Source organism: Citrobacter sp. CK202, assembly GCF_030333225.1.
Classification (GTDB): domain Bacteria; phylum Pseudomonadota; class Gammaproteobacteria; order Enterobacterales; family Enterobacteriaceae; genus Citrobacter_B; species Citrobacter_B koseri.
In genome coordinates, this window is sequence record NZ_JAOWGI010000029.1 from 123,953 (window position 1) to 149,979 (window position 26,027).

22 protein-coding genes, 1 other RNA gene and 1 pseudogene are annotated in these 26,027 nt (G+C 51.9%); 15 read left to right on the forward strand and 9 right to left on the reverse strand.

Annotated elements, in window-relative coordinates; translation table 11 throughout:
- Position 1: 1 nt before the first annotated feature.
- A complete protein-coding gene (locus tag OGX84_RS20360; RefSeq protein ID WP_115614387.1) occupies positions 2-1,003 on the forward strand; it encodes a Fic family protein in 1,002 nt (333 codons plus the stop codon).
- Here the strand turns inward: OGX84_RS20360 and OGX84_RS20365 are convergent.
- From OGX84_RS20365 to garD, 8 genes are all read right to left on the reverse strand, one after another.
- Positions 1,000-1,773, reverse strand: a complete 774-nt coding sequence (locus OGX84_RS20365) for a DeoR/GlpR family DNA-binding transcription regulator (protein WP_047461039.1) — start codon at positions 1,771-1,773, stop codon at positions 1,000-1,002. The two genes, OGX84_RS20360 and OGX84_RS20365, sit on opposite strands and share 4 nt — an antisense overlap.
- 110 nt (positions 1,774-1,883) lie before the next feature.
- Entirely contained in the window at positions 1,884-2,927 is a 1,044-nt protein-coding gene (gene gatD / locus OGX84_RS20370) for a galactitol-1-phosphate 5-dehydrogenase (RefSeq protein ID WP_112001522.1), read from the reverse strand.
- Between the two features lie 45 nt (positions 2,928-2,972).
- A complete protein-coding gene (locus tag OGX84_RS20375) occupies positions 2,973-4,346 on the reverse strand; it encodes a galactitol-specific PTS transporter subunit IIC (RefSeq protein WP_112001523.1) in 1,374 nt (457 codons plus the stop codon).
- A 4-nt stretch (positions 4,347-4,350) separates the two neighbouring features.
- Positions 4,351-4,635, reverse strand: a complete 285-nt coding sequence (gene gatB / locus OGX84_RS20380; RefSeq protein WP_058668144.1) for a PTS galactitol transporter subunit IIB — start codon at positions 4,633-4,635, stop codon at positions 4,351-4,353.
- A gap of 29 nt (positions 4,636-4,664) precedes the next feature.
- Positions 4,665-5,129: a PTS galactitol transporter subunit IIA gene (gene gatA / locus OGX84_RS20385; protein ID WP_112001524.1), complete on the reverse strand. Its 465-nt coding sequence runs from the start codon at positions 5,127-5,129 to the stop codon at positions 4,665-4,667.
- Between the two features lie 14 nt (positions 5,130-5,143).
- On the reverse strand, positions 5,144-6,415 hold the full coding sequence (gene gatZ, locus OGX84_RS20390; RefSeq protein WP_112001525.1) for a tagatose-bisphosphate aldolase subunit GatZ: 1,272 nt from the start codon (positions 6,413-6,415) through the stop codon (positions 5,144-5,146).
- Positions 6,416-6,573: 158 nt separating this feature from the next.
- A complete protein-coding gene (locus tag OGX84_RS20395) occupies positions 6,574-7,428 on the reverse strand; it encodes a tagatose bisphosphate family class II aldolase (protein ID WP_047461058.1) in 855 nt (284 codons plus the stop codon).
- Positions 7,429-7,717: 289 nt separating this feature from the next.
- Positions 7,718-9,289 (reverse strand): galactarate dehydratase, encoded by a 1,572-nt coding sequence (gene garD / locus OGX84_RS20400; RefSeq protein WP_104868151.1) that lies wholly within the window; start codon positions 9,287-9,289, stop codon positions 7,718-7,720.
- A 409-nt stretch (positions 9,290-9,698) separates the two neighbouring features.
- On the opposite strand from garD, the gene garL reads away from it, so the two are divergent.
- From garL to OGX84_RS22875, 14 genes and pseudogenes are all read left to right on the forward strand, one after another.
- Positions 9,699-10,469, forward strand: coding sequence for a 2-dehydro-3-deoxyglucarate aldolase (garL, locus tag OGX84_RS20405; protein ID WP_024130976.1), 771 nt, complete (start codon positions 9,699-9,701; stop codon positions 10,467-10,469).
- Positions 10,470-10,497: 28 nt separating this feature from the next.
- Positions 10,498-11,388, forward strand: coding sequence for a 2-hydroxy-3-oxopropionate reductase (garR, locus tag OGX84_RS20410; protein ID WP_112001526.1), 891 nt, complete (start codon positions 10,498-10,500; stop codon positions 11,386-11,388).
- Between the two features lie 96 nt (positions 11,389-11,484).
- Positions 11,485-12,630: a glycerate 2-kinase gene (gene garK / locus OGX84_RS20415; protein WP_047461065.1), complete on the forward strand. Its 1,146-nt coding sequence runs from the start codon at positions 11,485-11,487 to the stop codon at positions 12,628-12,630.
- A gap of 32 nt (positions 12,631-12,662) precedes the next feature.
- Positions 12,663-13,041: RNase P RNA component class A (rnpB, locus tag OGX84_RS20420), an RNA gene on the forward strand.
- A 794-nt stretch (positions 13,042-13,835) separates the two neighbouring features.
- On the forward strand, positions 13,836-14,774 hold the full coding sequence (gene tdcA / locus OGX84_RS20425; protein ID WP_047461068.1) for a transcriptional regulator TdcA: 939 nt from the start codon (positions 13,836-13,838) through the stop codon (positions 14,772-14,774).
- 103 nt (positions 14,775-14,877) lie between these two features.
- The gene (tdcB, locus tag OGX84_RS20430; protein WP_012135254.1) at positions 14,878-15,867 is read left to right on the forward strand and encodes a bifunctional threonine ammonia-lyase/L-serine ammonia-lyase TdcB; all 990 of its coding nucleotides are present in this window, start codon (positions 14,878-14,880) and stop codon (positions 15,865-15,867) included.
- Between the two features lie 34 nt (positions 15,868-15,901).
- Positions 15,902-17,233, forward strand: a complete 1,332-nt coding sequence (gene tdcC / locus OGX84_RS20435) for a threonine/serine transporter TdcC (protein ID WP_012135253.1) — start codon at positions 15,902-15,904, stop codon at positions 17,231-17,233.
- A gap of 31 nt (positions 17,234-17,264) precedes the next feature.
- Entirely contained in the window at positions 17,265-18,473 is a 1,209-nt protein-coding gene (tdcD, locus tag OGX84_RS20440) for a propionate kinase (RefSeq protein WP_275147639.1), read from the forward strand.
- Positions 18,474-18,506: 33 nt separating this feature from the next.
- Positions 18,507-20,801, forward strand: a complete 2,295-nt coding sequence (gene pflB, locus OGX84_RS20445; RefSeq protein ID WP_112001527.1) for a formate C-acetyltransferase — start codon at positions 18,507-18,509, stop codon at positions 20,799-20,801.
- Between the two features lie 13 nt (positions 20,802-20,814).
- The gene (locus tag OGX84_RS20450) at positions 20,815-21,210 is read left to right on the forward strand and encodes an enamine/imine deaminase (protein WP_012135250.1); all 396 of its coding nucleotides are present in this window, start codon (positions 20,815-20,817) and stop codon (positions 21,208-21,210) included.
- 100 nt (positions 21,211-21,310) lie between these two features.
- Entirely contained in the window at positions 21,311-22,675 is a 1,365-nt protein-coding gene (gene tdcG / locus OGX84_RS20455) for an L-serine ammonia-lyase (RefSeq protein WP_112001528.1), read from the forward strand.
- Positions 22,676-23,055: 380 nt separating this feature from the next.
- Complete coding sequence (locus OGX84_RS20460; protein ID WP_024130973.1) at positions 23,056-24,387, forward strand: SLC5/6 family protein; 1,332 nt, start codon at positions 23,056-23,058, stop codon at positions 24,385-24,387.
- Between the two features lie 25 nt (positions 24,388-24,412).
- Complete coding sequence (locus OGX84_RS20465) at positions 24,413-25,723, forward strand: L-cysteine desulfidase family protein (protein WP_071257772.1); 1,311 nt, start codon at positions 24,413-24,415, stop codon at positions 25,721-25,723.
- Between the two features lie 15 nt (positions 25,724-25,738).
- Positions 25,739-25,819: pseudogene (locus tag OGX84_RS22875) on the forward strand (hypothetical protein); the annotation flags it as partial.
- 32 nt (positions 25,820-25,851) lie between these two features.
- Here the strand turns inward: OGX84_RS22875 and OGX84_RS20470 are convergent.
- Positions 25,852-26,016: a protein YhaL gene (locus OGX84_RS20470; RefSeq protein ID WP_047463896.1), complete on the reverse strand. Its 165-nt coding sequence runs from the start codon at positions 26,014-26,016 to the stop codon at positions 25,852-25,854.
- Positions 26,017-26,027 lie beyond the last annotated feature (11 nt).

Below are 26,027 nucleotides of genomic sequence, written 5' to 3' on the forward strand. Positions count from 1 at the left end.
AGTGAGCACCTACCAACCACCTTTCGTCATCACTCCATTGATCCTCAATCAAGTCATTGAGGTTGGTGAGTTGATGGGGCATTGGGCTGCGATGGCTGGTAGGACATCTCCTCTTTTGCGCAAAGAGAATCGTATTCGCACTATTCAGGCCTCTTTAGCGATTGAGCATAATTCGTTGACTACGGAACAAGTCACCGCTCTGATGGAGGGGAAACGTATTCTGGCTCCTGCTAAAGATATACAGGAAGTTAGAAATGCGATTCTGGCCTATGAAAAGATGTCGGAATGGAAAAGTGAAAAATTATCTGACCTTTTACAAGCACATCGGGTCCTTATGCTCGGTCTGGTCGATAATCCGGGCCAGTTACGTACCGGAAATGTTGGTGTTTACAGGGAAAAACAGCTTATTCACATGGCTCCTCCGGCCTCACAAGTTTTTCGTTTGATGAATGATTTACTTGGCTGGTTAAAAACGACAGAGCTCCACCCACTGATTGCTGGTGCTGTTTTCCATTATGAGTTTGAATTTATTCATCCTTTTGCCGACGGAAATGGACGTATGGGGCGGTTGTGGCAGACATTAATCCTACGTGAGTGGCGATCGGAATTGGCGTGGCTACCTGTAGAGACGCTGATCCACTACCAACAGGACCGATATTACCAGGTGTTAGGGCAGTGCGATCGGCAAAGTAGCTGTACGCTATTTATAGAATTTATCCTGGAAAACATCATCTCTGCTTTGCAGGAGGGATTGGGAAAATCACCAGCCCTGTCGGAAGAAATGTCGGAAGAAATGTCGGAAGAAATGTCGCCTGATTTACTGGATATAGAAAAACGCATTCTACAAATCTTGTCGAATCATCCGGGCAGATCCGCCAAAAGTATCGCTGATGAGTGTGAGCTCTCAGCCCGAACCGTAGAACGCTATCTGAAAGCGTTGCAGCTAAAAGGCAAACTGCAACGCGTTGGCGCGACAAAAGGGGGGATGTGGCGGGTAATTTAAACGACCAGCAGTTCAACGCCTGTTTTGGCCAGCGCTGATTTATCCTGTTTGCTGATGCTGTCGTCGGTTATTACACAGTTAATCTTCTCCATTGGAAGTACCTGATTAAAACCACGTCGGTTAAATTTTGTCGCATCCAGTACGGCAATGACCTTATGTGCCGCAGCAGCCATCACGCTACTAATCGAATAGCCTTCATTGAAAGTTGTAATGCCGTTAGTTGCATCAATCCCATCAGCCCCAACAAACATGAGATCCGCACTGATCCCATGTAGCGAGCGTTCCGCAATTGTGCCATGCATGGAATGCGTTTTGTGTCGCACGGTACCACCACAAACGACCAGGGTCAGGTCTTTATTGTCGGATAAGGTAAATGCGGCAGGTAAGCTATTTGTGATAACGGTGATATTGCTTTTTCGGGTTAATGCTTCAGCAATCAGCAATGTCGTACTTCCGCTATCCAGAATAATGGTCATCCCTTCTTCAACCATCGAGGCTGCGGCCTGGGCAATCCGTTTTTTAGGGTCGCTGGCGAGTTGATAGCGATCTTCGAGTATGACTTCCTGATTGTCGCCTTCAGCCAGATGACTTCCAGGTTTTGCCGCGCCGCCATGAAAACGTGTGACAAGCCCTTTTTCTTCCAGCAAACGCAGGTCGGCGCGGATAGTGACTTCAGAGATACCAAAGGTATTCGAAAGATCCATAACCAGTACGCTACCCTGCGTATTAATCAGATCGACAATTTTGTTCCTTCTCTCAAATGAGTTCATATTGATTTGCCTGACAATTAACTGTGACTAGTTTAATCGAAGGATTGCGAAAGGTGAACGCTAAATTTCGAAAGTAATTGTGAGCCAGCGCAGGTTGCTGGCTCATGATGTCAGGAGAGCTTAAGTAAGATTTTTCCCTGCATTGGCGCGCCGTTAAGCGCTTTCACTGCGTCGGCAAAACTATCAGCATCACCGCGATGGGCAATTAACGGTTCAAGTTGTAGACGTTTTTCCGTGAGTAAACGCGCTGCGGTTTCCCACTCTTCACCAGGCCAGGGACTGGAATAGTTCATCCAACTACCAAGTATTGTTAACTCTTTACGCAGAATTTGCCCAAACACGCCTGATGTCAGCGTCAGGTCATGGTGCAATGTTCCTACCAGAGCTAACTGGGCGCGTGGCCCTGCTATTTCGATGGTCAGGGAGACCGTTTGCGGCGTACCTGCTGTCTCCAGAATCAATTGATCAAACTGAATATCAGATAGTGCGGTGTAGATCTCTGACGCGGTCATTTCACGACTGTTAAAGGTGTACGTTGCGCCCAGCTCTTTAGCCAGTTCAAGTTTCTGGGGATTAATATCAATTGCTGTAACGCTTTTGGCTCCCAACTCACGGGCGCACTGCATCGCCAGCAGTCCAATGGTACCTGCCCCTACGATAATAACGTTTTTACCTTTACAGCCTTGCGCCAGGTGAAAGGCGTGTAACCCTACGGTGATGGGTTCGATAAATGCGCCATCTTCAATTGGCATATCGGAAGGAAGCCGGAAGAGGTTGGCGCGTTTAACGACAACGTATTCAGCATTGCCCCCTTCACTACGTGAACCGACAAACTGGTATTGCTTGCATAATGAAAAATATCCCTGTTCGCATTGCGGGCAGTGAAAGCAAGGAAGAAGCGGAACACAGGCGACAGCATCGCCAGGCTGCATATCGGTAACACCTGAACCATAAGATTCAACGTAACCGCTAAATTCATGGCCTAACGTGATTGGATAATAATGCGCTCCGTGGGCGAAAATACGGGGGATATCTGAACCACAAAGACCCGAGCTGATAACCTTGATTAATACATCATCATCGGCCTGTATTTGCGGTATGGGACGTTCTTCAACGCGCACGTCTCCCTCAGCGTGAATCACCACTGATTTCATAAGTTTCTCCAAAGATGTTAAGGGGGAGCGAATGCTCCCCTGGAATTAAGAGGCTGTTTGACTTTGCTGGGTAGCTGCTGCTTTTTCAGCGGCCATAAAGTTACGGGCTCTGCGCCAGGTCAACAGAACGCCGGTAAAGTAGATGGCACCGATAACCACGAGACCAATAACATTTTGCCAGGTGAAAAGTTCAATGAGTAACCAGGTGACTGGAGAACCCCCCTGGTCCATGGAAGCTACCATGCCGCCAGTCTTCAGAGCCCCGGCATTAGCGGCGAGTTGGGTATGCAGGCCGATAGTTTGTGTGGCGATCCATAGCGTGATACCCATGATAATGACACCGGATATCAACGTGCGGAACAGGTTACCCTGATGTACTGCTACCGCCATTGCGACAAAGAAACCGATAGTGGCGAGATCACCGAATGGGAGTACCTGATTACCGGGCACCAGTACCGCGATCAGAATAGTCAGCGGAATAAAAATCAGGCTGGCGGAAACCACTGAGGTGTGGCCTAGTAATAGTGCAGGGTCCAGGCCAATCAGGAATTCCTGCCCGCCAAATTTAGCTTGCAGACGTTTGCGGGCATGCCTGGCAATAGGCGTTAAACCATCCATGATCGGTTTAATCACCCGTGGCATCAGGAGCATGACTGCTGCTGTTTTTACAGCCAGTTGCAGCACGCTTTTCACGTCATAGCCTGCCAACATACCGATAACGAGCCCCATGACGAAACCGACAGTAACGGGTTCTCCGAAAGGACCAAAGCGTTTTTGTACATCATCTGCGCTGAAGTGAATGCGATTCAGACCCGGAATTTTTTCAATGATCGTATCAACCAGTACCGCTATCGGGCCAAGATAAGCAGACGAACCATGTGGGATGGCGATCCCCTCCAGACCAAAGAAATCGCGGGTATCTTTGGCAAACCAGTCACCCAGTTTGTAGACAAAGGCGGCATGAACAACGACGCCCAGGATACCCAACCAGTAAGAACCTGTCGCAAGATGCAGCATGGCGCCAGTAAATGTCATGTGCCAAATATTCCAGATATCGACATTCACAACGCGTGTCATTCGCGTGATCAGCATGATGACATTAACGCCAATAGCGACAGGGATGGCGATCAGTGCAATTTGCGACGCCCAGGTCATCGGAGACGAACCCGGCCAGCCGATATCAATAACATGCAGGTTTATCTGGAACTGTTCTGCCATGGCTTTTGCCGCAGGTCCGATAGAGTCGAGCATCAGACCAATCACCAGCCCAATACCAACAAAACCAATGCCGATGTGCAGACCGGATTTAAAACAATCCCCGAGCTTCATCCCCAGTAATTTAGAGAAGACGATAATCACTAGAGGCAGCATTACCGTGGGTCCTAAGTCCAGGATATAACGCATTATTTCGCTAAACATGACGTTACCCCTTAAGGATGCTCAGGATTTTTTGCTGCAATGCTTCAATACCCACGCCAGAAACAAATGGCATGCCGTGAACGACCGGGATATCGCCAAAGGTACGGTCAACGCGGGCGGTGGTACAAATAAGATCCGCGCCATCCATATAGGTTTCGATCTCCGTGACCCGGCATTGCACGAGATCAAGATCGATATTGTGAGCTTCACATAATTCTTTAATTTCTTCTGCGGCCATGGTTGAGGTCGCTACCGCACCGCCACAGGCCACGATTACTTTACGTTTCATAGGGTATTCCTTTTATTATCAGTTTGTTATTAGGCCTGGGCGCACGGCTCAGACTCAAGGATGGTTTCCCGGAAGAGCGTAGCCAGCTCGGAATCAGGTGCGCTCAGCAAGGCGTCAAGAATGCTCGGATTTTGTAGCTCACTAAAAAGACGGCGCAGAAGCTTCAGCTGTGCCGCAGGGTTTTCAACGATAAGTGCGATGATTAAAGAAACGGCGATCTCTTCGTCATCGTCGGCCTGTTGAAACTTCACCGGATTATCCGGCCGAATCAGATAGATTGCGGGTGATTTAGCATGAATGGCTTCGCAGTGCGGAATGGCGACGGCATGGCGTTCCAGCGCGATCCCTGTCGGGAAATTCGCCTCGCGTTCTACCAGTGCCTGCGGATAGCTTTCATGTACAACACCTTTTGCCAGCATCTCCTCTCCAATGTGTGCCAGCACTTGCTGGCACGAGTTAAAGTCAATTCCGGTTCGGACAAAAAGTTGGCTCATATATTCTCCGAATATCAGGCGGTTTCAGGCACACAACCAAAGCGGTAGGCACGCAGAACGTCCTGGATTTTGTCGATAATCAAGTTATGAGGTGTGGCGGTTAGTACCCCTTCGGACAGACGTTCAAACTGTACGGGCATAAACTGACTGATGAGTCCTGGCGGTAATGAAACCCCGTTCAGATTGGCAATTAATTTCTCCACACTTTGACGAATGCGTGGATGCGGCCAGTAGTAGCGAATACGATCGGATAAGCTGAAGTGAATATCGATCATCGCCTGGCTCCAGGTCGGACGATAATACTTCTTCCAGTAACCTGGCTCGTTAAGCATCACTTCATCGATCACTTCCAGTACCCGGCTGCGTTGTTCTGGAGAAATCAGTTCGTTCTCCATTTGCGCGAGTGCAAAAATCGCTTCACGTAAAGCAAAGGTCAGTGCCGGGCCGACTTTCAGAATGGCGTAGTGATCGCGTACCAGTGCGCGGTAGGCGTGACGTGTTTGATAGTCGGTAGAGTGGGCCTCATACACCATCGGCGTGTCTTTAATCCATGCGGAAAGCGCTTCAGCGGCCTGCGGTTGATAATGAATAATTTGGGAGTGATCGAATTCCACGCCAGGCTGTACCACAATGGCGATAATGCGAGTTAATGCTTCCTCGAGCCCTAATGCGCGAAAGGCGACCTGGTGCGTTTCCAGCGTACGGGCGGCATCTTCTTCACGCGTGACGTGAACGCGGCCGATGCTACTGGCTTCACCGCCGGGAACAGGAACTTCAGTGCCAATGACATAGGTTAAATGGCGCTTTTGTTCTTCAGTGGCCGTTGTTTCAGCGGCCTGGCAAAGTACAGCTGCGCGTTGGGCCACGACCATAGGATCAAGTGGGGTTGGATCGTCGGCACATGACATTGATGCATCCAGGTGGATTTTGCTAAAACCTGCGGCGACATAAGCCTTAATTAACTCAACAGATTTCTCCATTGCGGCGGCTGCGGATTCATTCTGCCAGCAGTTAGGCCCCAGGTGATCGCCACCCAGAATCAATCTTTCACGCGGGAATCCTGTTTCCTGTGCAATGTTATAAACAAAATCGCGGAAGTCGGCGGGTTTCATGCCGGTATAACCGCCGAACTGATTAACCTGGTTGGATGTTGCTTCAATCAAAACCTTATTGTTTGTCGCGAGATCAAAGCGTAGCGCCGCTTCAATCACTAACGGATGTGCTGAACAGACGGAACAAATGCCTGACGCTTCACCTGCCTTATGACGAGAGATTATCTCTTTCACATCTATCTCCGATATCTTTTGTTTATCTTCATAATATTTTTGGATTGAAGGCAAAGGGTAAAAGCGACTTTCGTGATCCAGCTATAAAAAGATACCCCTGACCAAAATCCTTACAATTCATGTAAATGAATGAGTTAAGAGGCTGTGATATAGCAGCCTTATAGCCTTCCTTCGCAACCGCAGTCGGTGATGACTTTACGTACGACATCTTTCATTGCGGCTTTGGCCGGAACCATGTAGTGCCGTGGATCGCTGGCATCGGAATGTGTACGCAAATAATTTTTCAGGGCGTCGGAAAAAGCGATTTTTAGCTCGGTTGCGACGTTGACTTTACAAATACCCAGTGAGATAGCCTTGCGAATATCACTGCCAGGTAGCCCTGATGCGCCATGTAAAACTAAAGGGATATCAACATGCTGTCGGATCTCTGCCAGGCGTTCGAAATCCAGTTTCGGTTCTGCGGTATACAGACCATGTGCGGTGCCAATCGCTACGGCCAAAGAGTCGATACCTGTTTTAGCTACAAATTCTTGAGCCTGTTCTGGATGGGTATACAAAGCATCTTTGCCATCCACGATGAGATCATCTTCCTGTCCGCCCAGACGCCCCAGTTCTGCCTCAACACTGACGTCATAACGATGGCAGTAATCCGTTACGTTTTTCACTAAGGCGATGTTGTCTGCAAACGGCAGGTGCGAGCCGTCGATCATCACTGAGCGAACGCCTGCCCTGACTTTCTCTTCGATATCCATTGTTTTCTCATGATGATCGAGATGAATGGCCAGAGGATGGTTCCAGGTTTTTGCCAACTCGCTGGCAATTGCCACGATATTACTGACGCCAGCGTAGCTGAAGGTTCCTGGTGTTCCGGCAACGATCAATGGCGCGCGCATTTCAGCGGCGGTTTCCACCACGACCTGTAATGTTTCGAGGTTGTGGATGTTGAATGCGGGCACCGCGTAACCTTCACGCTGAGCTTTCTTTAGCATCGTTTTGGTTGAAATGATAAACATCCTTCCTCCGAATTCTTTCGTTTGTTTTCTTCGAAAGAAGATATAGGGTTTCGTAATGTTGTTTTGTGATTTTGATCTAATAAATGAAAGTTTCGAAAGTATCTGGAGGGTTGCGAAAGTCGTGCGATGAAAAGCGCTGTAAGAATGAAGCAAGGGTTGGGGGGCTTATCAATTCAGACGTAGAGAGAGGGAGGCAGCAGAAGATATAAAATGTAGGTCTTCAAAATGGAGAGTCTTTAAAAAGCGTTGCCGGATGGCGATGCGATCCACATCCGGCCTTTTTTCGTCATCAGGTCACTGGCGCGGGGTTAAACACGGCCAGCTGGTTATGCAGCCCCCATTGGTCTGAGAAGGTTTTCTTACGACCGCTCGCGACGTCCAGAATAAAGTGGAACAGCTTCCAGCCCACGTCCTCAATGCTCTCTTCCCCTGTGGCAATGGTGCCCGCGTTGATGTCCATCAAATCAAACCAGCGATTCGCCAGTTCTGTGCGGGTCGCCATTTTGATTACCGGAACCGCCATCAGGCCATATGGCGTTCCGCGACCGGTTGTGAACACCTGCACGGTGATCCCGGAAGCGACCTGCTGCGTGCCGCAGACAAAATCACTGGCGGGCGTGGCGGCGTAAATTAAACCGCGTTTTGTCGGTCGCTGACCGGGGGACAGCACTTCCACAATCGCGCTCTGCCCGGATTTTGCGATAGAGCCCAACGCTTTTTCCACCACGTTCGCGAGACCGCCTTTTTTGTTGCCCGGCGACGGGTTGGCGCTGCGGTCGGTTTTCCCCATATCAAGATAATTATCGTACCAGGCCATCTCTTCCAGCAGGCGTTTGCCGACCTCTTCGTTAATTGCGCGTGGCGTGAGAAGGTGGATCGCATCACGGACTTCGGTGACTTCCGAGAACATCACCGTCGCGCCGCAACGCACTAACAGATCCGAGGCGTAACCCACCGCCGGGTTGGCCGTCACGCCGGAAAACGCATCGCTGCCGCCGCACTGCATTCCGACCACCAGTTCGGAAGCCGGGCAGGTTTCACGCTGGCGCTGGTTGAGCTTCGTCAGGTGGCGTTCGGCCACCTGCAAAATATCCTCGACCATCGACTTAAAGCCGACGTGCTGCTCATCCTGCAAACGCACAATACTGGCGCTGTCCACCGGAATCCCTTTCACATCTTCCGTGCCTTCCAGCAGACGTTCCGGCTGAAGTTTTTCACAGCCAAGGCCGATGACCATAACTTCGCCGCCGAAGTTCGGGTTCAACGAGATGTTATGAATGGTGCGGATAGGAACCACGGCCGCTGGCGCGTTGATCGCCACACCGCAGCCGTACAAGTGGTTCAGACCGACAACGCCGTCTACGTTCGGGTATCCAGGCAGCAGGTCACGCTCAATGATCTTCACGACATAATCCACGACGCCCGCCACGCAGTGTACGCTGGTGGTGATGCCGAGCAGGTTTTTGGTGCCGACGCTGCCATCCGCGTTGCGGTAGCCTTCAAACGTGTAGCCTTCCAGCGGCGGCAGCGGTTCCGGCACTTTCGTCGCCAGCGGCAGGGTGTGTAACGGCGGCGCTTTCGGTAGCTCAACCAGCGACTCATCTATCCAGCTGCCGCGTGCGATGTCGCGAACGGCATAGCCGATCACCTCGCCATAACGCACGATTTCGCCGTGGGCAGGAATCGCCTCCAGCGCCACTTTATGCCCCTGAGGAATATGTTCAACCAACGCCAGACCGTCCGGGAAACGCGTTCCGGCTTGCAGACCATTGTCATTAACAATAATTGCCACGTTATCGGTGTCATGCACTTTAATATAAAACGCGGTTGGCGATTCTTGTCTAATTTCGATATCGGCCATTGTCCAGTATTCTCCAGCCAGGTGGTGATAATAAATGTGTTAAAGAGAACAACTGCTTTTTATTGTCAGAATTAAAAATACGTTGCTGCTAAATAAAGAATGCCAGGAGTTTTTGTTTAAAAATGTGATCGCGATCGGCCATTATTCCCGATGGTACGGGCGCTGGGCGAGTAATGTACAAATCTGTGCATCACCGCCCATGACGTTGTGCAAATGCTCAAAATATTATTCATTGTGAATATTAAAATTGAGCAATACAACAATGTTTAGCGGCGTAAGTATGATTATACTGATTCACGACTTTCATTATCCGCTATCGATAAAATATCAGCGTAATTCCTTAGATGAGCAAATCGAAATATCTCCCGGAATTGCGGAAATAAATAATGATTCATCCAGGGTATAAATGATGAGTAACGATATCTTCCCGAACAAATTTAAAGCTGCGCTGGCAGCGCAACGCATTCAGATCGGCTGTTGGTCCGCGCTGGCAAACCCCATCAGTACGGAAGTGTTAGGGCTGGCAGGTTTTGACTGGCTGGTGCTGGATGGCGAACATGCGCCGAACGATATCTCAACTTTTATTCCACAACTGATGGCGTTGAAAGGCAGCGCCAGCGCGCCGGTGGTACGGGTGCCGACGAACGAGCCGGTCATTATTAAGCGTCTGCTGGATATCGGTTTCTATAACTTCCTGATCCCGTTTGTCGAGACGGAAGAAGAAGCCGTTCGCGCCGTGGCCTCGACGCGTTATCCGCCGGAAGGCATCCGTGGGGTCTCCGTTTCCCATCGCGCCAATATGTTTGGCACCGTGCCGGATTACTTTGCCCAGTCAAATAAGAACATCACCATTCTGGTGCAGATCGAAAGCCAGCAGGGGGTGGATAACGTTGATGCTATCGCGGCCACTGAAGGCGTTGACGGTATTTTTGTCGGCCCAAGCGATCTGGCTGCGGCGTTAGGTCATCTTGGTAACGCCTCTCACCCGGAAGTACAGAAAACCATTCAGCATATCTTTGCCCGCGCCAAAGCCCACGGTAAACCGTGCGGCATTCTGGCGCCGGTCGAAGCCGACGCGCGCCGCTATCTGGAATGGGGCGCGACGTTCGTTGCCGTGGGGAGCGATTTGGGCGTGTTCCGCTCCGCCACGCAAAAGCTGGCTGACGCCTTTAAGAAATAACCACCACTGAAACAAGAGAGAGAAGATTATGACGATGAAAGTAGGTTTCATTGGCCTGGGCATCATGGGTAAACCAATGAGCAAAAACCTCCTCAAAGCCGGTTACTCGCTGGTGGTTTCTGACCGTAACCCTGACGCGATTGCCGAAGTTATTGCCGCAGGCGCAGAAACCGCAGCCACGGCAAAAGCCGTTGCCGAACAGTGCGATGTGATTATCACCATGCTGCCGAACTCGCCGCATGTGAAAGAAGTGGCGCTGGGCGAAGGCGGCATTATTGAAGGCGCGAAGCCAGGCACCGTTTTGATCGATATGAGCTCTATCGCTCCGCTGGCAAGCCGTGAAATCAGCGACGCGCTGAAAGCAAAAGGTATCGATATGCTGGATGCGCCGGTAAGCGGCGGCGAGCCGAAAGCGATCGACGGCACGCTGTCGGTGATGGTTGGCGGCGATAAAGCGATTTTCGATAAATATTACGATCTGCTAAAAGCAATGGCCGGTTCCGTGGTGCATACCGGTGATATCGGCGCGGGCAACGTGACCAAACTGGCTAACCAGGTGATTGTCGCGCTGAACATCGCAGCCATGTCTGAAGCGCTGACGCTGGCGACCAAAGCGGGGGTGAACCCGGATCTGGTGTATCAGGCGATTCGCGGCGGTCTGGCGGGTAGCACCGTGCTGGATGCGAAAGCGCCGATGGTGATGGAACGGAATTTCAAACCGGGCTTTCGCATCGATCTGCATATTAAAGATCTGGCGAATGCGCTGGACACCTCTCATGGCGTAGGCGCGCAGCTGCCGCTGACCGCCGCCGTGATGGAAATGATGCAGGCGCTACGTGCCGATGGTCTGGGCACGGCCGACCATAGCGCCCTGGCCTGCTACTACGAAAAACTGGCGAAAGTGGAAATCGCTCGCTAATGACGTCATGCCCGGTCGCGCGCGGCGGTCCGGGCCTATGACCCTGGCCGGATAAGTGAAACGCCATCCGGCGTTGTGCAGTAACAGGCTACAACTATGAAAATCGTAATCGCCCCAGACTCTTATAAAGAAAGCCTTTCTGCCGCTGAAGTTGCGCAGGCGATAGAAAAAGGATTCCGGGAAATTTTTCCCGATGCGCAGTATGTTTCTATCCCGGTCGCTGACGGCGGAGAGGGAACGGTCGAGGCCATGATTGCCGCCACGCATGGAACGCAGTATACCGCTTTTGTGACGGGGCCGCTGGGGGAGACCGTCATGGCCAACTGGGGCATGTCCGGGGACGGCAGCACCGCGTTTATTGAAATGGCGGCGGCCAGCGGGCTGGCGCTGGTTCCGCCAGAAAAGCGTAATCCGTTGATTACCACGTCGCGCGGCACCGGAGAGCTGATCCTGCATGCGCTGGAGCACGGCGCCAGAAGCATTATCATCGGCATTGGCGGCAGCGCGACCAATGACGGCGGCGCGGGCATGGTGCAGGCGCTGGGCGCCCGATTAACGGATGCGAACGGTACTGAAATTGGGAACGGCGGCGGCAGCCTGAACAGCCTGAATTCGATTGATGTCTCTGGTCTCGATCCGCGTTTAAAAACGTGTGCTATCCGGGTGGCCTGCGATGTGACCAATCCACTGACGGGCGAAAATGGCGCGTCGCGAATCTTTGGGCCGCAGAAAGGCGCGACCGAAAAGCTCATTCATGAACTGGATGGCAATCTTGCTCATTATGCCGACATGATTAAAAAGTCGCTGCGCGTGGATGTGGAAAATGTCCCCGGCGCGGGCGCGGCTGGCGGGATGGGGGCGGCCTTAATGGCTTTCCTCGGCGCAGAGTTGCGCAGCGGCATTGAGATAGTCACCACGGCGCTCAATCTGGAAGAACATATCCACGACTGCGCGTTAGTCGTCACCGGCGAAGGGCGCATCGACAGCCAGAGTATTCACGGCAAAGTACCGATAGGCGTCGCCAGTGTGGCGAAAAAGTATCATAAGCCAGTAATTGGGATCGCGGGGAGTCTGACGCATGATGTGGGAGTGGTGCATCAGCATGGTATTGATGCCGTGTTCAGCGTGCTTACCCGCATTGGCACGCTGGATGAAGCCTTTCGCGGCGCGTTTGATAATATCTACCGCGCCTCGCGAAACATCGCCGCAACGCTGGCGATAGGAATGCGCAGTGCAGGGTGACAATGGCGTACAAACCCTCTATACTGCGCGCCGAAGCTGACCAGACAGTCGCCGCTTCGTCGTCGTCCCTTTCGGGGGAGACGGGCGGAGGGGAGGAAAGTCCGGGCTCCATAGGGCAGGGTGCCAGGTAACGCCTGGGGGGCGCAAGCCCACGACCAGTGCAACAGAGAGCAAACCGCCGATGGCCCGCGCAAGCGGGATCAGGTAAGGGTGAAAGGGTGCGGTAAGAGCGCACCGCGCGGCTGGTAACAGTTCGCGGCACGGTAAACTCCACCCGGAGCAAGGCCAAATAGGGGTTCATAAGGTACGGCCCGTACTGAACCCGGGTAGGCTGCTTGAGCCAGTGAGCGATTGCTGGCCTAGATGAATGACTGTCCACGACAGAACCCGGCTTATCGGTCAGTTTCACCTCTTCATGTAAAAACCCGCTTCGGCGGGTTTTTGCTTTCATAGCGTTTGGGTTCCCGGTACTGCCTGATGGCGCTGCGCTTATCAGTCCTGTGGCAGAGTGCTTTGGTAGGCCGGATAAGACGCGTGAGCGTCGCCATCCGGCGGATTCCCCGCAGAAGGTGCCCGATCTCGCTGCGTAACATAATCTCCCCGCCAAAAGATATTTCTTGTTCTGTGACCACTAACACAAAACGCTGCGTGGTGATTTTTTAACCGGATAAAAGATTGGCAGTTGATCGCTATCACAAAATTACGCGCTACAAAAATTGACAATCACAGTGTTAATATATTGTTGGTAATGATAATGGCGTGTATTAAATGAATTAAATATTCGTGTGTGTAATGTTTTTTTACAAACAAATAAGAAGAAAAAATGTGATATGCCACAATATTTAATCCCAATAAGGGCGTAATTGTACTTATTTTTGATTAATTGTCCGTTAAATTTAAACGTAAATCTGCGTGTTAATTATGCGATAATTGATTGAATTATCGTCTTTCCCGATTTTGTAAAATAGCGAATGAAACGCATATGTTATCGCCATAAAATATTGTTATCCCCTCATGATTTTTTGACAAAAATCATGATAAAGTGCAGTCGAGTTCTTTCAACTTGTTGATAATAAATGGTTTATTTTTTAAAAAATAAGCTTACAAAATGTAAGGTCAGTTAATTTGTGAGTAGTCGCACATAACCATGTAACCTTTATTTGGTACACTTCATGCCGTCAACAAAGTAATTAGTGCAGGTCGATATGAATACTATTCTTCTCCCTAAAACACAGCACTTGGTGGTCTTTCAGGAAGTCATTAGAAGTGGTTCTATCGGTTCTGCCGCAAAAGAGTTAGGGTTAACTCAGCCTGCTGTAAGTAAAATTATCAATGATGTTGAGGCCTATTTTGGCGTTGAGTTAATCGTTCGCAAAAATACCGGTGTCACGTTAACCAGCGCAGGTCAGGTGCTGCTTACCTGGTCTGAATCCATCACCCGTGAAATGAAAAACATGGTGAACGAGATGAACAGCATGACCTGCAACACGGTGGTCGACGTTTCGTTTGGTTTTCCTTCGTTGATTGGCTTTACCTTTATGTCTGACATGATTCATAAATTTAAAGAGGTGTTCCCAAAAGCGCAGGTGTCGATGTATGAAGCGCAGCTCTCCTCGTTCCTGCCCGCGATTCGCGACGGACGCCTGGATTTCGCTATCGGCACGCTCAGTGATGAGATGAAACTACAGGATCTACACGTGGAGCCGCTTTTTGAGTCAGAGTTTGTCCTGGTGGCCAGTAAGTCCCGAACATGCACCGGCATCACCACACTGGAATCGTTGCAGAACGAACAGTGGGTGTTGCCACAAACGAATATGGGCTACTACAGCGAACTCCTCACCACGTTACAAAGAAATGGCATCAGCAGTGAAAACATCGTTAAAACAGATTCCGTTGTCACTATTTATAATCTTGTTCTCAATGCTGATTTTCTGACCGTCATTCCCTGCGATATGACATCTCCATTCGGTTCAAACCAGTTTATTACGATTCCAGTAGAGGAAGATTTACCGGTCGCGCGTTATGCCGCGATCTGGTCTAAAAACTATCGGATTAAAAAAGCAGCATCGGTTTTGGTGGAATTAGCCAAAGAATATTCATCTTATAATGGTTGCAGACGAAAGCAATTAATAGAAATTAAGTAACGGATTAAATTTAATTTAATCAAAAACTGATGCCATCTGTCTGAATATCAGACGTTGGTACTGACTATTTATTTTACCTTAATACCCAGGTTAAGAGGTTATAATGCATATTACATACGATCTCCCGGTTGCGATTGAAGATATCCTCGAAGCGAAAAAAAGACTTGCGGGGAAAATTTATAAAACAGGTATGCCGCGCTCTAACTATTTCAGCGAGCGCTGCAAAGGCGAAATATTCCTTAAGTTCGAAAATATGCAACGCACGGGCTCTTTTAAAATCCGCGGTGCGTTTAACAAACTCAGTTCATTAACGGAAGAAGAAAAACGTAAAGGCGTGGTGGCTTGCTCTGCCGGTAACCATGCGCAAGGGGTGTCTCTCTCCTGCGCGATGCTCGGTATCGATGGCAAAGTCGTGATGCCGAAAGGTGCGCCGAAGTCCAAAGTGGCGGCCACCTGCGACTACTCCGCTGAAGTGGTGCTGCACGGTGACAACTTCAACGATACCATCGCCAAAGTGAGCGAAATTGTTGAGACTGAAGGCCGCATTTTTATTCCACCTTATGACGATCCGAAAGTGATTGCCGGGCAGGGAACGATTGGCCTGGAAATTATGGAAGATCTGTATGATGTCGATAACGTCATTGTACCAATTGGCGGCGGCGGTCTGATTGCCGGTGTCGCGATTGCTATTAAATCCATTAACCCGACAATTAAAGTTATTGGCGTACAGTCCGAAAACGTACACGGCATGGCGGCATCTTATCATGCAGGAGAAATAACCACTCACCGAACGACCGGCACCCTGGCGGATGGTTGTGATGTTTCTCGCCCGGGTAATTTAACGTATGAGATTGTTCGTGAATTAGTGGATGACATTGTCCTGGTCAGCGAAGATGAAATTCGTAACAGCATGATTGCATTAATTCAGCGCAATAAAGTCGTCACTGAAGGCGCTGGCGCACTGGCATGTGCCGCATTATTAAGCGGGAAATTAGATAGCTATATCCAGAACAGAAAAACGGTCAGCATTATTTCTGGCGGCAATATCGATCTTTCTCGTGTATCGCAAATTACGGGCTTAGTTGACGCTTAAACCCGGCTATTAATCTTTTCGTTGAGGATAGGATATGAGTACTACTGATAGCATTGTATCCAGCCAGACAAAACAGTCGTCCTGGCGTAAATCGGACACCACATGGACACTGGGACTATTTGGTACTGCCATCGGCGCCGGGGTGTTGTTCTTCCCTATTCGCGCAGGATTTGGCGGGCTGATCCCGATTCTTTTGATGCTGGTGTTGGCCTACCCCATCGCGTTTTACTGCCACCGTGCGCTGGCGCGCCTGTGTCTTTCCGGTTCTAACCCTTCCGGCAACATCACAGAAACGGTAGAAGAGCACTTTGGTAAAACAGGCGGCGTGGTCATCACGTTCCTGTACTTCTTCGCTATCTGTCCGCTGCTGTGGATTTATGGCGTAACCATTACCAACACCTTTATGACCTTCTGGGAAAACCAGTTGCAGATGCCGGCGCTTAACCGTGGCTTTGTGGCGCTGTTCCTGCTGCTGCTGATGGCTTTCGTTATCTGGTTTGGTAAAGACCTGATGGTTAAAGTGATGAGCTACCTGGTATGGCCGTTCATTGCCAGCCTGGTGCTGATCTCTCTGTCGCTGATCCCTTACTGGAACTCTGCGGTTATCGATCAGGTGGATCTCAGCAATATCGCGTTAACCGGGCATGACGGCATTCTGGTTACCGTGTGGCTGGGTATCTCCATCATGGTGTTCTCCTTTAACTTCTCGCCTATCGTCTCTTCTTTCGTGGTTTCCAAACGTGAAGAGTATGAGAAAGACTTTGGTCGTGAATTTACCGAGCGTAAATGTTCACAGATCATCTCCCGCGCCAGCATGCTGATGGTGGCCGTGGTGATGTTCTTCGCCTTCAGCTGCCTGTTCACGCTCTCTCCGGCCAACATGGCGGATGCGAAAGCGCAGAACATTCCGGTGCTCTCATATCTGGCGAACCACTTTGCGTCGCTGTCTGGCACTAAATCAACGTTTGCTACGGTTCTGGAGTACGGGGCTTCCATCATCGCACTGGTCGCTATCTTCAAATCATTCTTCGGTCACTATCTGGGCACGCTGGAAGGCCTGAACGGTCTGGTGCTGAAGTTTGGTTACAAAGGCGATAAAACCAAAGTTTCACTGGGCAAACTCAACACCATCAGCATGATCTTCATCATGGGTTCCACCTGGGTTGTGGCATACGCCAACCCGAACATCCTGGACCTGATTGAAGCAATGGGTGCGCCGATCATTGCCTCGCTGCTCTGCCTGCTGCCGATGTACGCCATCCGTAAAGCGCCGTCACTGGCGAAATACCGTGGTCGTCTGGATAACGTGTTTGTGACCGTGATTGGTCTGCTGACCATCCTGAATATCGTGTACAAACTGTTCTAATCCTTTAGCTCAGGATGAGCGGAGTAGTGAAATGAATGAATTTCCGGTAGTTCTGGTGATTAACTGTGGATCGTCTTCCATTAAGTTTTCAGTACTGGATGCAACCCATTGCGATGTGTTAATGGCAGGAATTGCGGACGGTATTAATTCTGAAGATGCGTTTTTATCCGTAAATGGAGGAGAGCCAGCTAAGCTGGCTCACCACAGCTACGAAGGCGCATTAAAGGCGATTGCGTTTGAACTGGAAAAACGTAATTTAATCGACAGCGTGGCCTTAATTGGCCACCGTATTGCCCACGGCGGAAATATCTTTACGGCATCAGCCATTATTACGGATGAAGTTATCGAGAATATCCGCCGGGTTTCTCCTTTAGCGCCGTTACATAATTACGCCAATTTAAGCGGAATTGAATCGGCGCAGCATCTTTTCCCGGGCGTACAGCAGGTGGCGGTATTTGATACCAGCTTCCATCAAACGATGGCGCCTGAAGCGTATTTGTACGGCTTGCCGTGGAAATATTTTGAGGAGTTGGGCGTCCGGCGCTATGGCTTTCATGGCACCTCGCACCGCTATGTCTCGCAACGTGCGCATGACCTTCTTGCGCTACAGGAAGAGGACTCGGGTCTGGTTGTCGCGCATCTGGGCAATGGCGCTTCTATCTGTGCCGTTCGTAACGGTCAAAGCGTCGATACCTCTATGGGGATGACCCCGCTGGAAGGGCTGATGATGGGCACTCGCAGCGGCGATGTGGACTTCGGCGCGATGGCGTGGATTGCCAGCGAAACCAACCAGACGCTGGGCGATATGGAACGCGTGGTGAATAAAGAATCTGGTTTGCTGGGGATTTCCGGTCTGTCATCTGACTTACGTGTGCTGGAAAAAGCCTGGCATGAAGGGCATGAACGTGCGCAACTGGCGATTAAAACCTTTGTGCACCGTATTGCCCGCCACATTGCCGGGCATGCCGCATCGTTACACCGTCTGGACGGTATTATTTTTACCGGGGGGATTGGCGAAAACTCCGTGTTAATTCGCCGTCTGGTCATTGAACATTTGGTTGTTCTGGGCGTGAAATTAGATCACGAGATGAATAGCCTGCCTAATTCTCACGGTGAAAGAATTATCTCCAGCAAAGACACCAACGTTATTTGTGCCGTCATTCCAACGAATGAAGAAAAGATGATTGCCCTCGACGCTATTCATTTAGGCAAAGTTAACGCACCTGTGGAATTTGCATAATTTATTTGTTGTTCTGTAGAGAGACTATTTTTCATGAAGGTAAATATCGATACCAGCGATATGCTGTATGCCGAAGCCTGGCTTGGCTTTAAAGGTACGGACTGGAAAGAAGAAATTAATGTCCGTGATTTTATTCAGCACAACTATACACCCTATGAGGGAGATGAATCCTTCCTCGCGGAAGCCACGCCTGCGACTACCGCATTGTGGGAAAAAGTTATGGCGGGTATTCGTATTGAAAACTCGACGCATGCGCCAGTCGATTTCGATACCAATATTGCGACCACCATTACTGCCCATGACGCGGGTTATATTGAGCAGGAGCTGGAAAAAATCGTCGGTTTGCAAACCGATAAGCCACTCAAGCGCGCGCTGCATCCGTTTGGCGGCATCAACATGATCAAAAGCTCATTCCAGGCGTATGGTCGTGAAATGGATGCTGATTTTGAATATCAGTTTACCGAGCTGCGTAAAACCCATAACCAGGGTGTATTCGACGCGTATTCGCCGGATATGCTGCGCTGCCGTAAATCCGGGGTGCTGACCGGCTTACCGGATGGCTACGGCCGTGGGCGCATTATCGGCGACTATCGCCGCGTTGCGCTGTACGGTATCCGTTATCTGGTGCGCGAGCGTGAGTTGCAGTTTGCCGATCTCCAGTCAAATCTGGAGTGGGGGCAGAACCTTGAAGCGACGATTCGCCTGCGTGAAGAACTGGCCGAACACCGCCGTGCGCTGCTGCAAATGCAGGAAATGGCCGCCAAATACGGTTGCGATATCTCCCGTCCGGCGCGTAACGCGCAGGAAGCCGTCCAGTGGCTTTACTTCGCCTATCTGGCAGCGGTGAAATCGCAGAACGGCGGCGCAATGTCGCTGGGCCGTACCGCGTCGTTCCTCGACATCTACATTGAGCGAGACTTCAAAGCCGGGATCTTAACGGAAGAACAGGCGCAGGAACTGATCGACCACTTCATCATGAAGATCCGCATGGTGCGCTTCCTGCGCACGCCGGAATTTGACACGCTGTTCTCCGGCGATCCGATTTGGGCAACCGAAGTGATCGGCGGTATGGGGCTGGATGGCCGTACGCTGGTGACCAAAAACTCCTTCCGCTATCTGCATACCCTGCACACGATGGGGCCTGCGCCAGAGCCGAACCTGACCGTGCTGTGGTCAGAAGCGCTGCCGGTCGCCTTTAAAAAGTATGCGGCCCAGGTGTCGATCGTCACTTCATCTTTGCAGTATGAAAATGACGATCTGATGCGTGCTGACTTTGACAGCGATGATTACGCCATTGCCTGCTGCGTCAGTCCAATGGTCATCGGTAAGCAGATGCAGTTCTTCGGCGCCCGCGCCAACCTCGCTAAAACGCTGCTGTATGCAATCAACGGCGGTGTGGATGAGAAGCTGAAAATCCAGGTTGGGCCGAAAACGGCGCCATTAATGGATGAAGTGCTGGATTACGACACGGTGATGGAGAGCCTTGACCACTTCATGGACTGGCTGGCGGTGCAGTACATCAGCGCGCTGAATATCATCCACTACATGCACGACAAGTACAGCTACGAAGCGTCGCTGATGGCGCTGCACGATCGTGACGTTTATCGCACGATGGCATGCGGCATCGCGGGGCTGTCCGTGGCGGCGGATTCGCTGTCCGCCATTAAGTACGCGAAGGTGAAACCGGTGCGCGACCACAACGGGCTGGCAGTCGATTTTGTCATCGAAGGCGAATATCCGCAGTACGGCAACAACGACGAGCGCGTGGACAGCATTGCCTGCGATCTAGTTGAACGCTTTATGAAGAAAATTAAAGTGTTGCCAACCTACCGCAACGCGGTGCCGACGCAGTCCATTCTGACCATCACCTCGAACGTGGTGTACGGCCAGAAAACCGGGAACACGCCGGATGGACGTCGTGGCGGTACGCCGTTCGCGCCGGGTGCGAACCCGATGCACGGCCGTGACCGTAAAGGCGCTGTCGCTTCGCTGACTTCCGTCGCGAAACTGCCGTTCACCTATGCCAAAGACGGGATTTCCTACACCTTCTCCATTGTGCCTGCGGCGTTGGGCAAAGATGACGGCGTGCGGAAAACCAATCTGGTCGGCCTGCTGGACGGATACTTCCATCATGAAGCGCATGTGGAAGGCGGTCAGCACCTGAACGTCAACGTGATGAACCGTGAAATGCTGCTGGACGCCATCGAGCACCCGGAAAGCTATCCGAACCTGACGATCCGCGTGTCCGGCTACGCCGTGCGCTTTAATGCGCTCACCCGCGAGCAACAGCAGGATGTGATTTCACGTACCTTTACCCAGGCGATATAACGCCGGAGGCGCTATGAGAAAGATTATTGCCACCCAACATGCACCGGGAGCCATCGGCCCCTACGTACAGGGTGTGGATTTGGGCAGTATGGTGCTGACCTCAGGTCAGATCCCGGTATGCCCGCAAACGGGCGAGGTCGCGGAAAATGTCGTCGATCAGGCGCGTCAGAGCCTGGAAAACGTCAAAGCGATTGTGGAAGCTGCGGGCCTGAAAGTGGGCGATATCGTGAAGACCACTGTGTTCATTACCGATCTGAACGATTTCACCACCATCAACGAGGTGTATCAGCAGTTCTTTGATGAGCATCAGGCGACTTACCCTACGCGCAGCTGTGTGCAGGTCGCCCGTTTGCCGAAGGATGTGAAGCTGGAGATTGAAGCTATCGCGGTGCGTGGCGATACGCTGTAACCCCCTGCGGGGCGATCGTCAGGATCGCCCCGATCCCAAAAACGAGTGTGAAACTATTTGATGTCTGGTCTCCACTGAACGGCAATCCGAGGTTCTGGATATGATTAGCGCATTCGATATTTTTAAGATTGGCATTGGACCTTCCAGCTCCCATACCGTAGGGCCGATGAATGCAGGAAAATGTTTTATCGATCAACTGACCAGCAAGGGTGATTTACTTTGCACGACGCGTATTACGGTTGATCTGTATGGATCGTTATCGCTGACCGGGAAAGGTCATGCGACGGATACCGCCATCATGATGGGGCTGGCAGGTAACAGCCCGCAAAACGTGAATATCGACGCGATTCCCACCTTTATTGAAGACGTAACGCGCAGCGGACGCCTGCCGGTGGCCGAGGGAGCGCACGTTGTTGATTTCCCGGTAGCAGACAGCATTCTCTTTCACGCCGAAACGCTACCGCGCCATGAAAACGGGATGCGTATTACGGCATGGAACGGGCAAGAGACGCTGTTGAGCAAAACCTATTACTCCATCGGCGGCGGGTTTATCGTCGAAGAGGAGCGTTTCGGGCAGGCGCATGATGTCGAAACGCCTGTGCCTTATGATTTTCACTCGGCCAGCGAACTGCTGAAACTGTGTGAGCGAAACGGGCTTTCGGTCTCTGGCCTGATGATGCAAAACGAGCTGGCGCTGCGCAGCAAAGAGGAGATTGACGCCGGATTCGCGCGCATCTGGGATGTGATGCACGCCGGGATTGAACGCGGTATGAACACCGAGGGCGTACTGCCGGGGCCGCTGAATGTGCCGCGTCGCGCCGTTGCGTTAAGGCGTCTGCTGGTCTCCAGCGACAGCCTCTCCAGCGACCCGATGAACGTTATCGACTGGATCAACATGTTTGCGCTGGCCGTCAGTGAAGAGAACGCGGCAGGAGGACGGGTCGTAACGGCGCCAACTAACGGCGCATGCGGCATTATTCCAGCTGTACTGGCCTATTACGATAAGTTCCGCCGTCCGGTGAATGCCAACTCGATTGCCCGCTATCTGCTGGCTGCGGGCGCGATTGGCGCGCTGTATAAGATGAATGCGTCTATCTCCGGTGCGGAAGTGGGCTGTCAGGGTGAAGTTGGCGTCGCCTGCTCGATGGCGGCGGCAGGGCTGACGGAACTGCTGGGCGGTAGTCCATCGCAGGTTTGCATTGCGGCGGAAATCGCGATGGAGCACAACCTGGGATTGACCTGCGATCCGGTGGCCGGGCAGGTGCAAATTCCTTGCATTGAACGTAACGCGATTAATGCGGTAAAAGCGGTGAATGCGGCGCGAATGGCGCTGCGGCGGACGTCTGAGCCACGGGTGTCGCTCGATAAAGTGATCGAGACGATGTATGAAACCGGCAAGGATATGAACGATAAGTACCGCGAGACTTCGCGCGGTGGGCTGGCGATTAAGGTCGTTTGTACCTGAGGTGAATAGCCGTGCCTGATGGCGCTGCGCTTATCAGGCCTACGGTTTACGTACGTTTGCAGGCCGGAGAAGGCGCAAGCGCCGCCATCCGGCAATGAATTAATCAACATGGCATGATAAAAAGGTGCACTTTAGTGCACCTTTTTTGTTGTGATCTGCTTCAAAAATAGAAATTCAATTCTTTATTTTGCCGTAAAAGAGAAAATATTTCTTAACTTTTAGAAATTACAGGGGTTTGTTTGTGAAGTTTTTCTCTGATCCTGCGCGTATGATTCCCTCACTACTCCAATAACTCGCCTGCGCACGATGTACCGCGTATCGCCTTGATGCGGCACGGAAAAATAATAAAAAACTCTACCTACATATTAAGCGAGAACGTAATGGAAACGGCAACGAATAACAGCGTAATACTCGACGCATCAGCTCCGGCGCGCCGGGCAGGGATGACCGAAAGCGAATGGCGCGAAGCCATTAAATTCGACAGCACCGACACGGGCTGGGTCATCATGAGTATTGGTATGGCGATCGGCGCGGGGATTGTTTTTCTCCCGGTGCAGGTCGGTTTAATGGGGCTGTGGGTCTTTTTACTCTCCTCTATTATCGGCTATCCCGCGATGTATCTGTTCCAGCGCCTGTTCATCAACACGCTGGCGGAGTCCCCGGAATGTAAAGACTACCCGAGCGTCATCAGCGGCTATCTGGGGAAAAACTGGGGCATCCTGTTAGGCGCACTCTACTTTGTGATGCTGGTGATCTGGATGTTTGTCTACTCCACCGCCATCACTAACGACAGCGCCTCTTATCTGCACACCTTTGGCGTCACGGAAGGTTTGCTCTCCGACAGCCCGTTTTATGGACTGGTGCTGATTTGCATTCTGGTGGCGATCTCGTCACGCGGTGAGCAGCTTCTGTTCAAGATTTCGACCGGCATGGTGCTGACTAAACTGCTGGTGGTCGCGGCGCTCGGCGTCTCAATGATCGGGATGTGGCATTTGTACAACATTGGCGCGCTGCCGCCGATGGCGCTGTTGATTAAAAACGCCATCATCACCTTGCCGTTTACGCTGACCTCCATCCTGTTTATCCAGACCTTGAGTCCGATGGTGATCTCTTATCGTTCACGCGAAAAATCCATTGAGGTCGCACGGCATAAAGCGCTGCGCGCCATGAACATCGCGTTCGGCATTCTGTTTGTTACCGTCTTTTTCTACGCGGTCTCTTTCACCCTGGCGATGGGGCATGACGAAGCGGTCAAAGCCTACGAGCAGAACATCTCTGCACTGGCGATCGCCGCGCAGTTTATTAGCGGCGCGGGTGCGGGCTGGGTGAAAGTGGTCAGCGTGATCCTGAATATCTTTGCCGTTATGACCGCGTTCTTCGGCGTTTACTTAGGCTTTCGCGAAGCGACTCAGGGAATTGTGATGAACCTGCTGCGCCGCAGAATGCCTGTCGAGAAGATTAACGAACGCTTCGTGCAGCGCGGCATTATGGTTTTCGCCATCTTACTGGCCTGGAGCGCCATTGTGCTGAATGCGCCGGTGCTGAGTTTCACCTCTATCTGTAGCCCGATCTTCGGCATGGTGGGATGTTTGATCCCGGCCTGGCTGGTCTACAAAGTTCCTGCACTGCACAAATACAAGGGCGCGTCTCTGTATCTGATTATCGTCACGGGTTTGCTGCTGTGCGTTTCTCCGTTCCTGGCATTTGCTTGATCTTCCTGAAAGTAAGGTTGTTGTTATGTTTGAGTCTACAGAAAATCCGTTATGGCAGCGTTTTATCCTCGCAGTACAGGAAGAGGTAAAACCGGCACTGGGATGTACGGAACCTGTCTCTCTGGCGCTGGCGGCGGCGGTTGCCGCGGCTGAACTTGACGGCGAAGTTGAACGCGTTGACGCGTGGGTCTCGCCGAACCTGATGAAGAATGGCCTGGGCGTCACCGTGCCGGGCACCGGGATGGTTGGGCTTCCCATTGCGGCAGCGCTGGGGGCGCTTGGCGGCGATGCCAGCGCGGGGCTGGAAGTGTTGAAAAACGCCTCTTCGGGGGCGATTGCGGATGCGAAAGCGATGCTGGCTGCCGGGAAGGTGTCGGTGATGTTGCAGGAGCCATGCGACGACATCCTCTTCTCACGCGCTAAAGTGTACAGCGGCGATGCGTGGGCCTGCGTAACGATCGTCGGCGGGCACACCAATATCGTGCGCATTGAAACTCACACTGGAGTGATCTTTACGCAGACCGAAAGCGTGCAGGGGGAGGCGCAAGAATCGCCGCTGTCGGTCTTATCAAAGACCTCGCTGGAAGAGATTCTGGCGTTTGTGAATGCGGTGCCGTTTGCGTCAATCCGCTTTATTCTGGAGGCCGCCAGACTGAACGGCGCGCTGTCGCAGGAAGGATTGCGCGGCACCTGGGGGCTGCATATCGGGGCTACGTTGCAAAAGCAGTGTGCACGCGGTCTGCTGGCGGACGATCTGTCAACGGCGATCCTGATTCGCACCAGCGCAGCCTCGGATGCGCGGATGGGCGGCGCGACGCTGCCAGCCATGAGTAACTCCGGCTCCGGCAATCAGGGGATCACCGCGACAGTTCCCGTAATGGTGGTGGCGGAGCATGTGGGAGCGGATGACGAACGTCTGGCGCGCGCCCTGATGCTCTCGCACCTGAGCGCGATCTACATTCACCATCAGCTTCCACGCCTGTCAGCGCTCTGTGCGGCGACCACGGCGGCAATGGGGGCGGCGGCAGGAATGGCGTGGCTGATGGATGGCCGCTATAACACGATTGCGATGGCGATCAGCAGTATGATCGGCGACGTGAGCGGGATGATATGCGACGGCGCATCGAATAGCTGTGCGATGAAGGTATCGACCAGCGCGTCTGCGGCCTGGAAAGCGGTGTTAATGGCGCTGGATGATACGGCGGTGACCGGCAACGAAGGAATTGTGGCGCATAACGTCGAGCAATCTATTTCGAATTTGTGCGCGTTGGCCTGTCATGCAATGCAGCAAACCGACCGTCAGGTTATCGAAATTATGGCCAGTAAGGCGCATTAACCCGGTGGCGCGGGTTTGCCTGATGGCGCTGCGCTTATCAGGCCTACGGTAACTTGTGTTTGTAGGCCGGATAAGGCGTTTACGCCACCATCCGGCATTGCGTTTATCGGAAATCAGAAGCCGCCTTTTCAGGCGGCTTCATCTTCTTCCGCTAACCGGATCTCTGCATCCGCGACGATAGCTTCCAGTTCGGTTAGCATCTCCTCGTAGCCAAATTTCCCGGGCGCGTTTGCCGCATCCTGTGCTGCGGGTTGGGTTACGGATTGATGCTTTTTAGCCGATTTTTTGCTCACAGTCATAACTC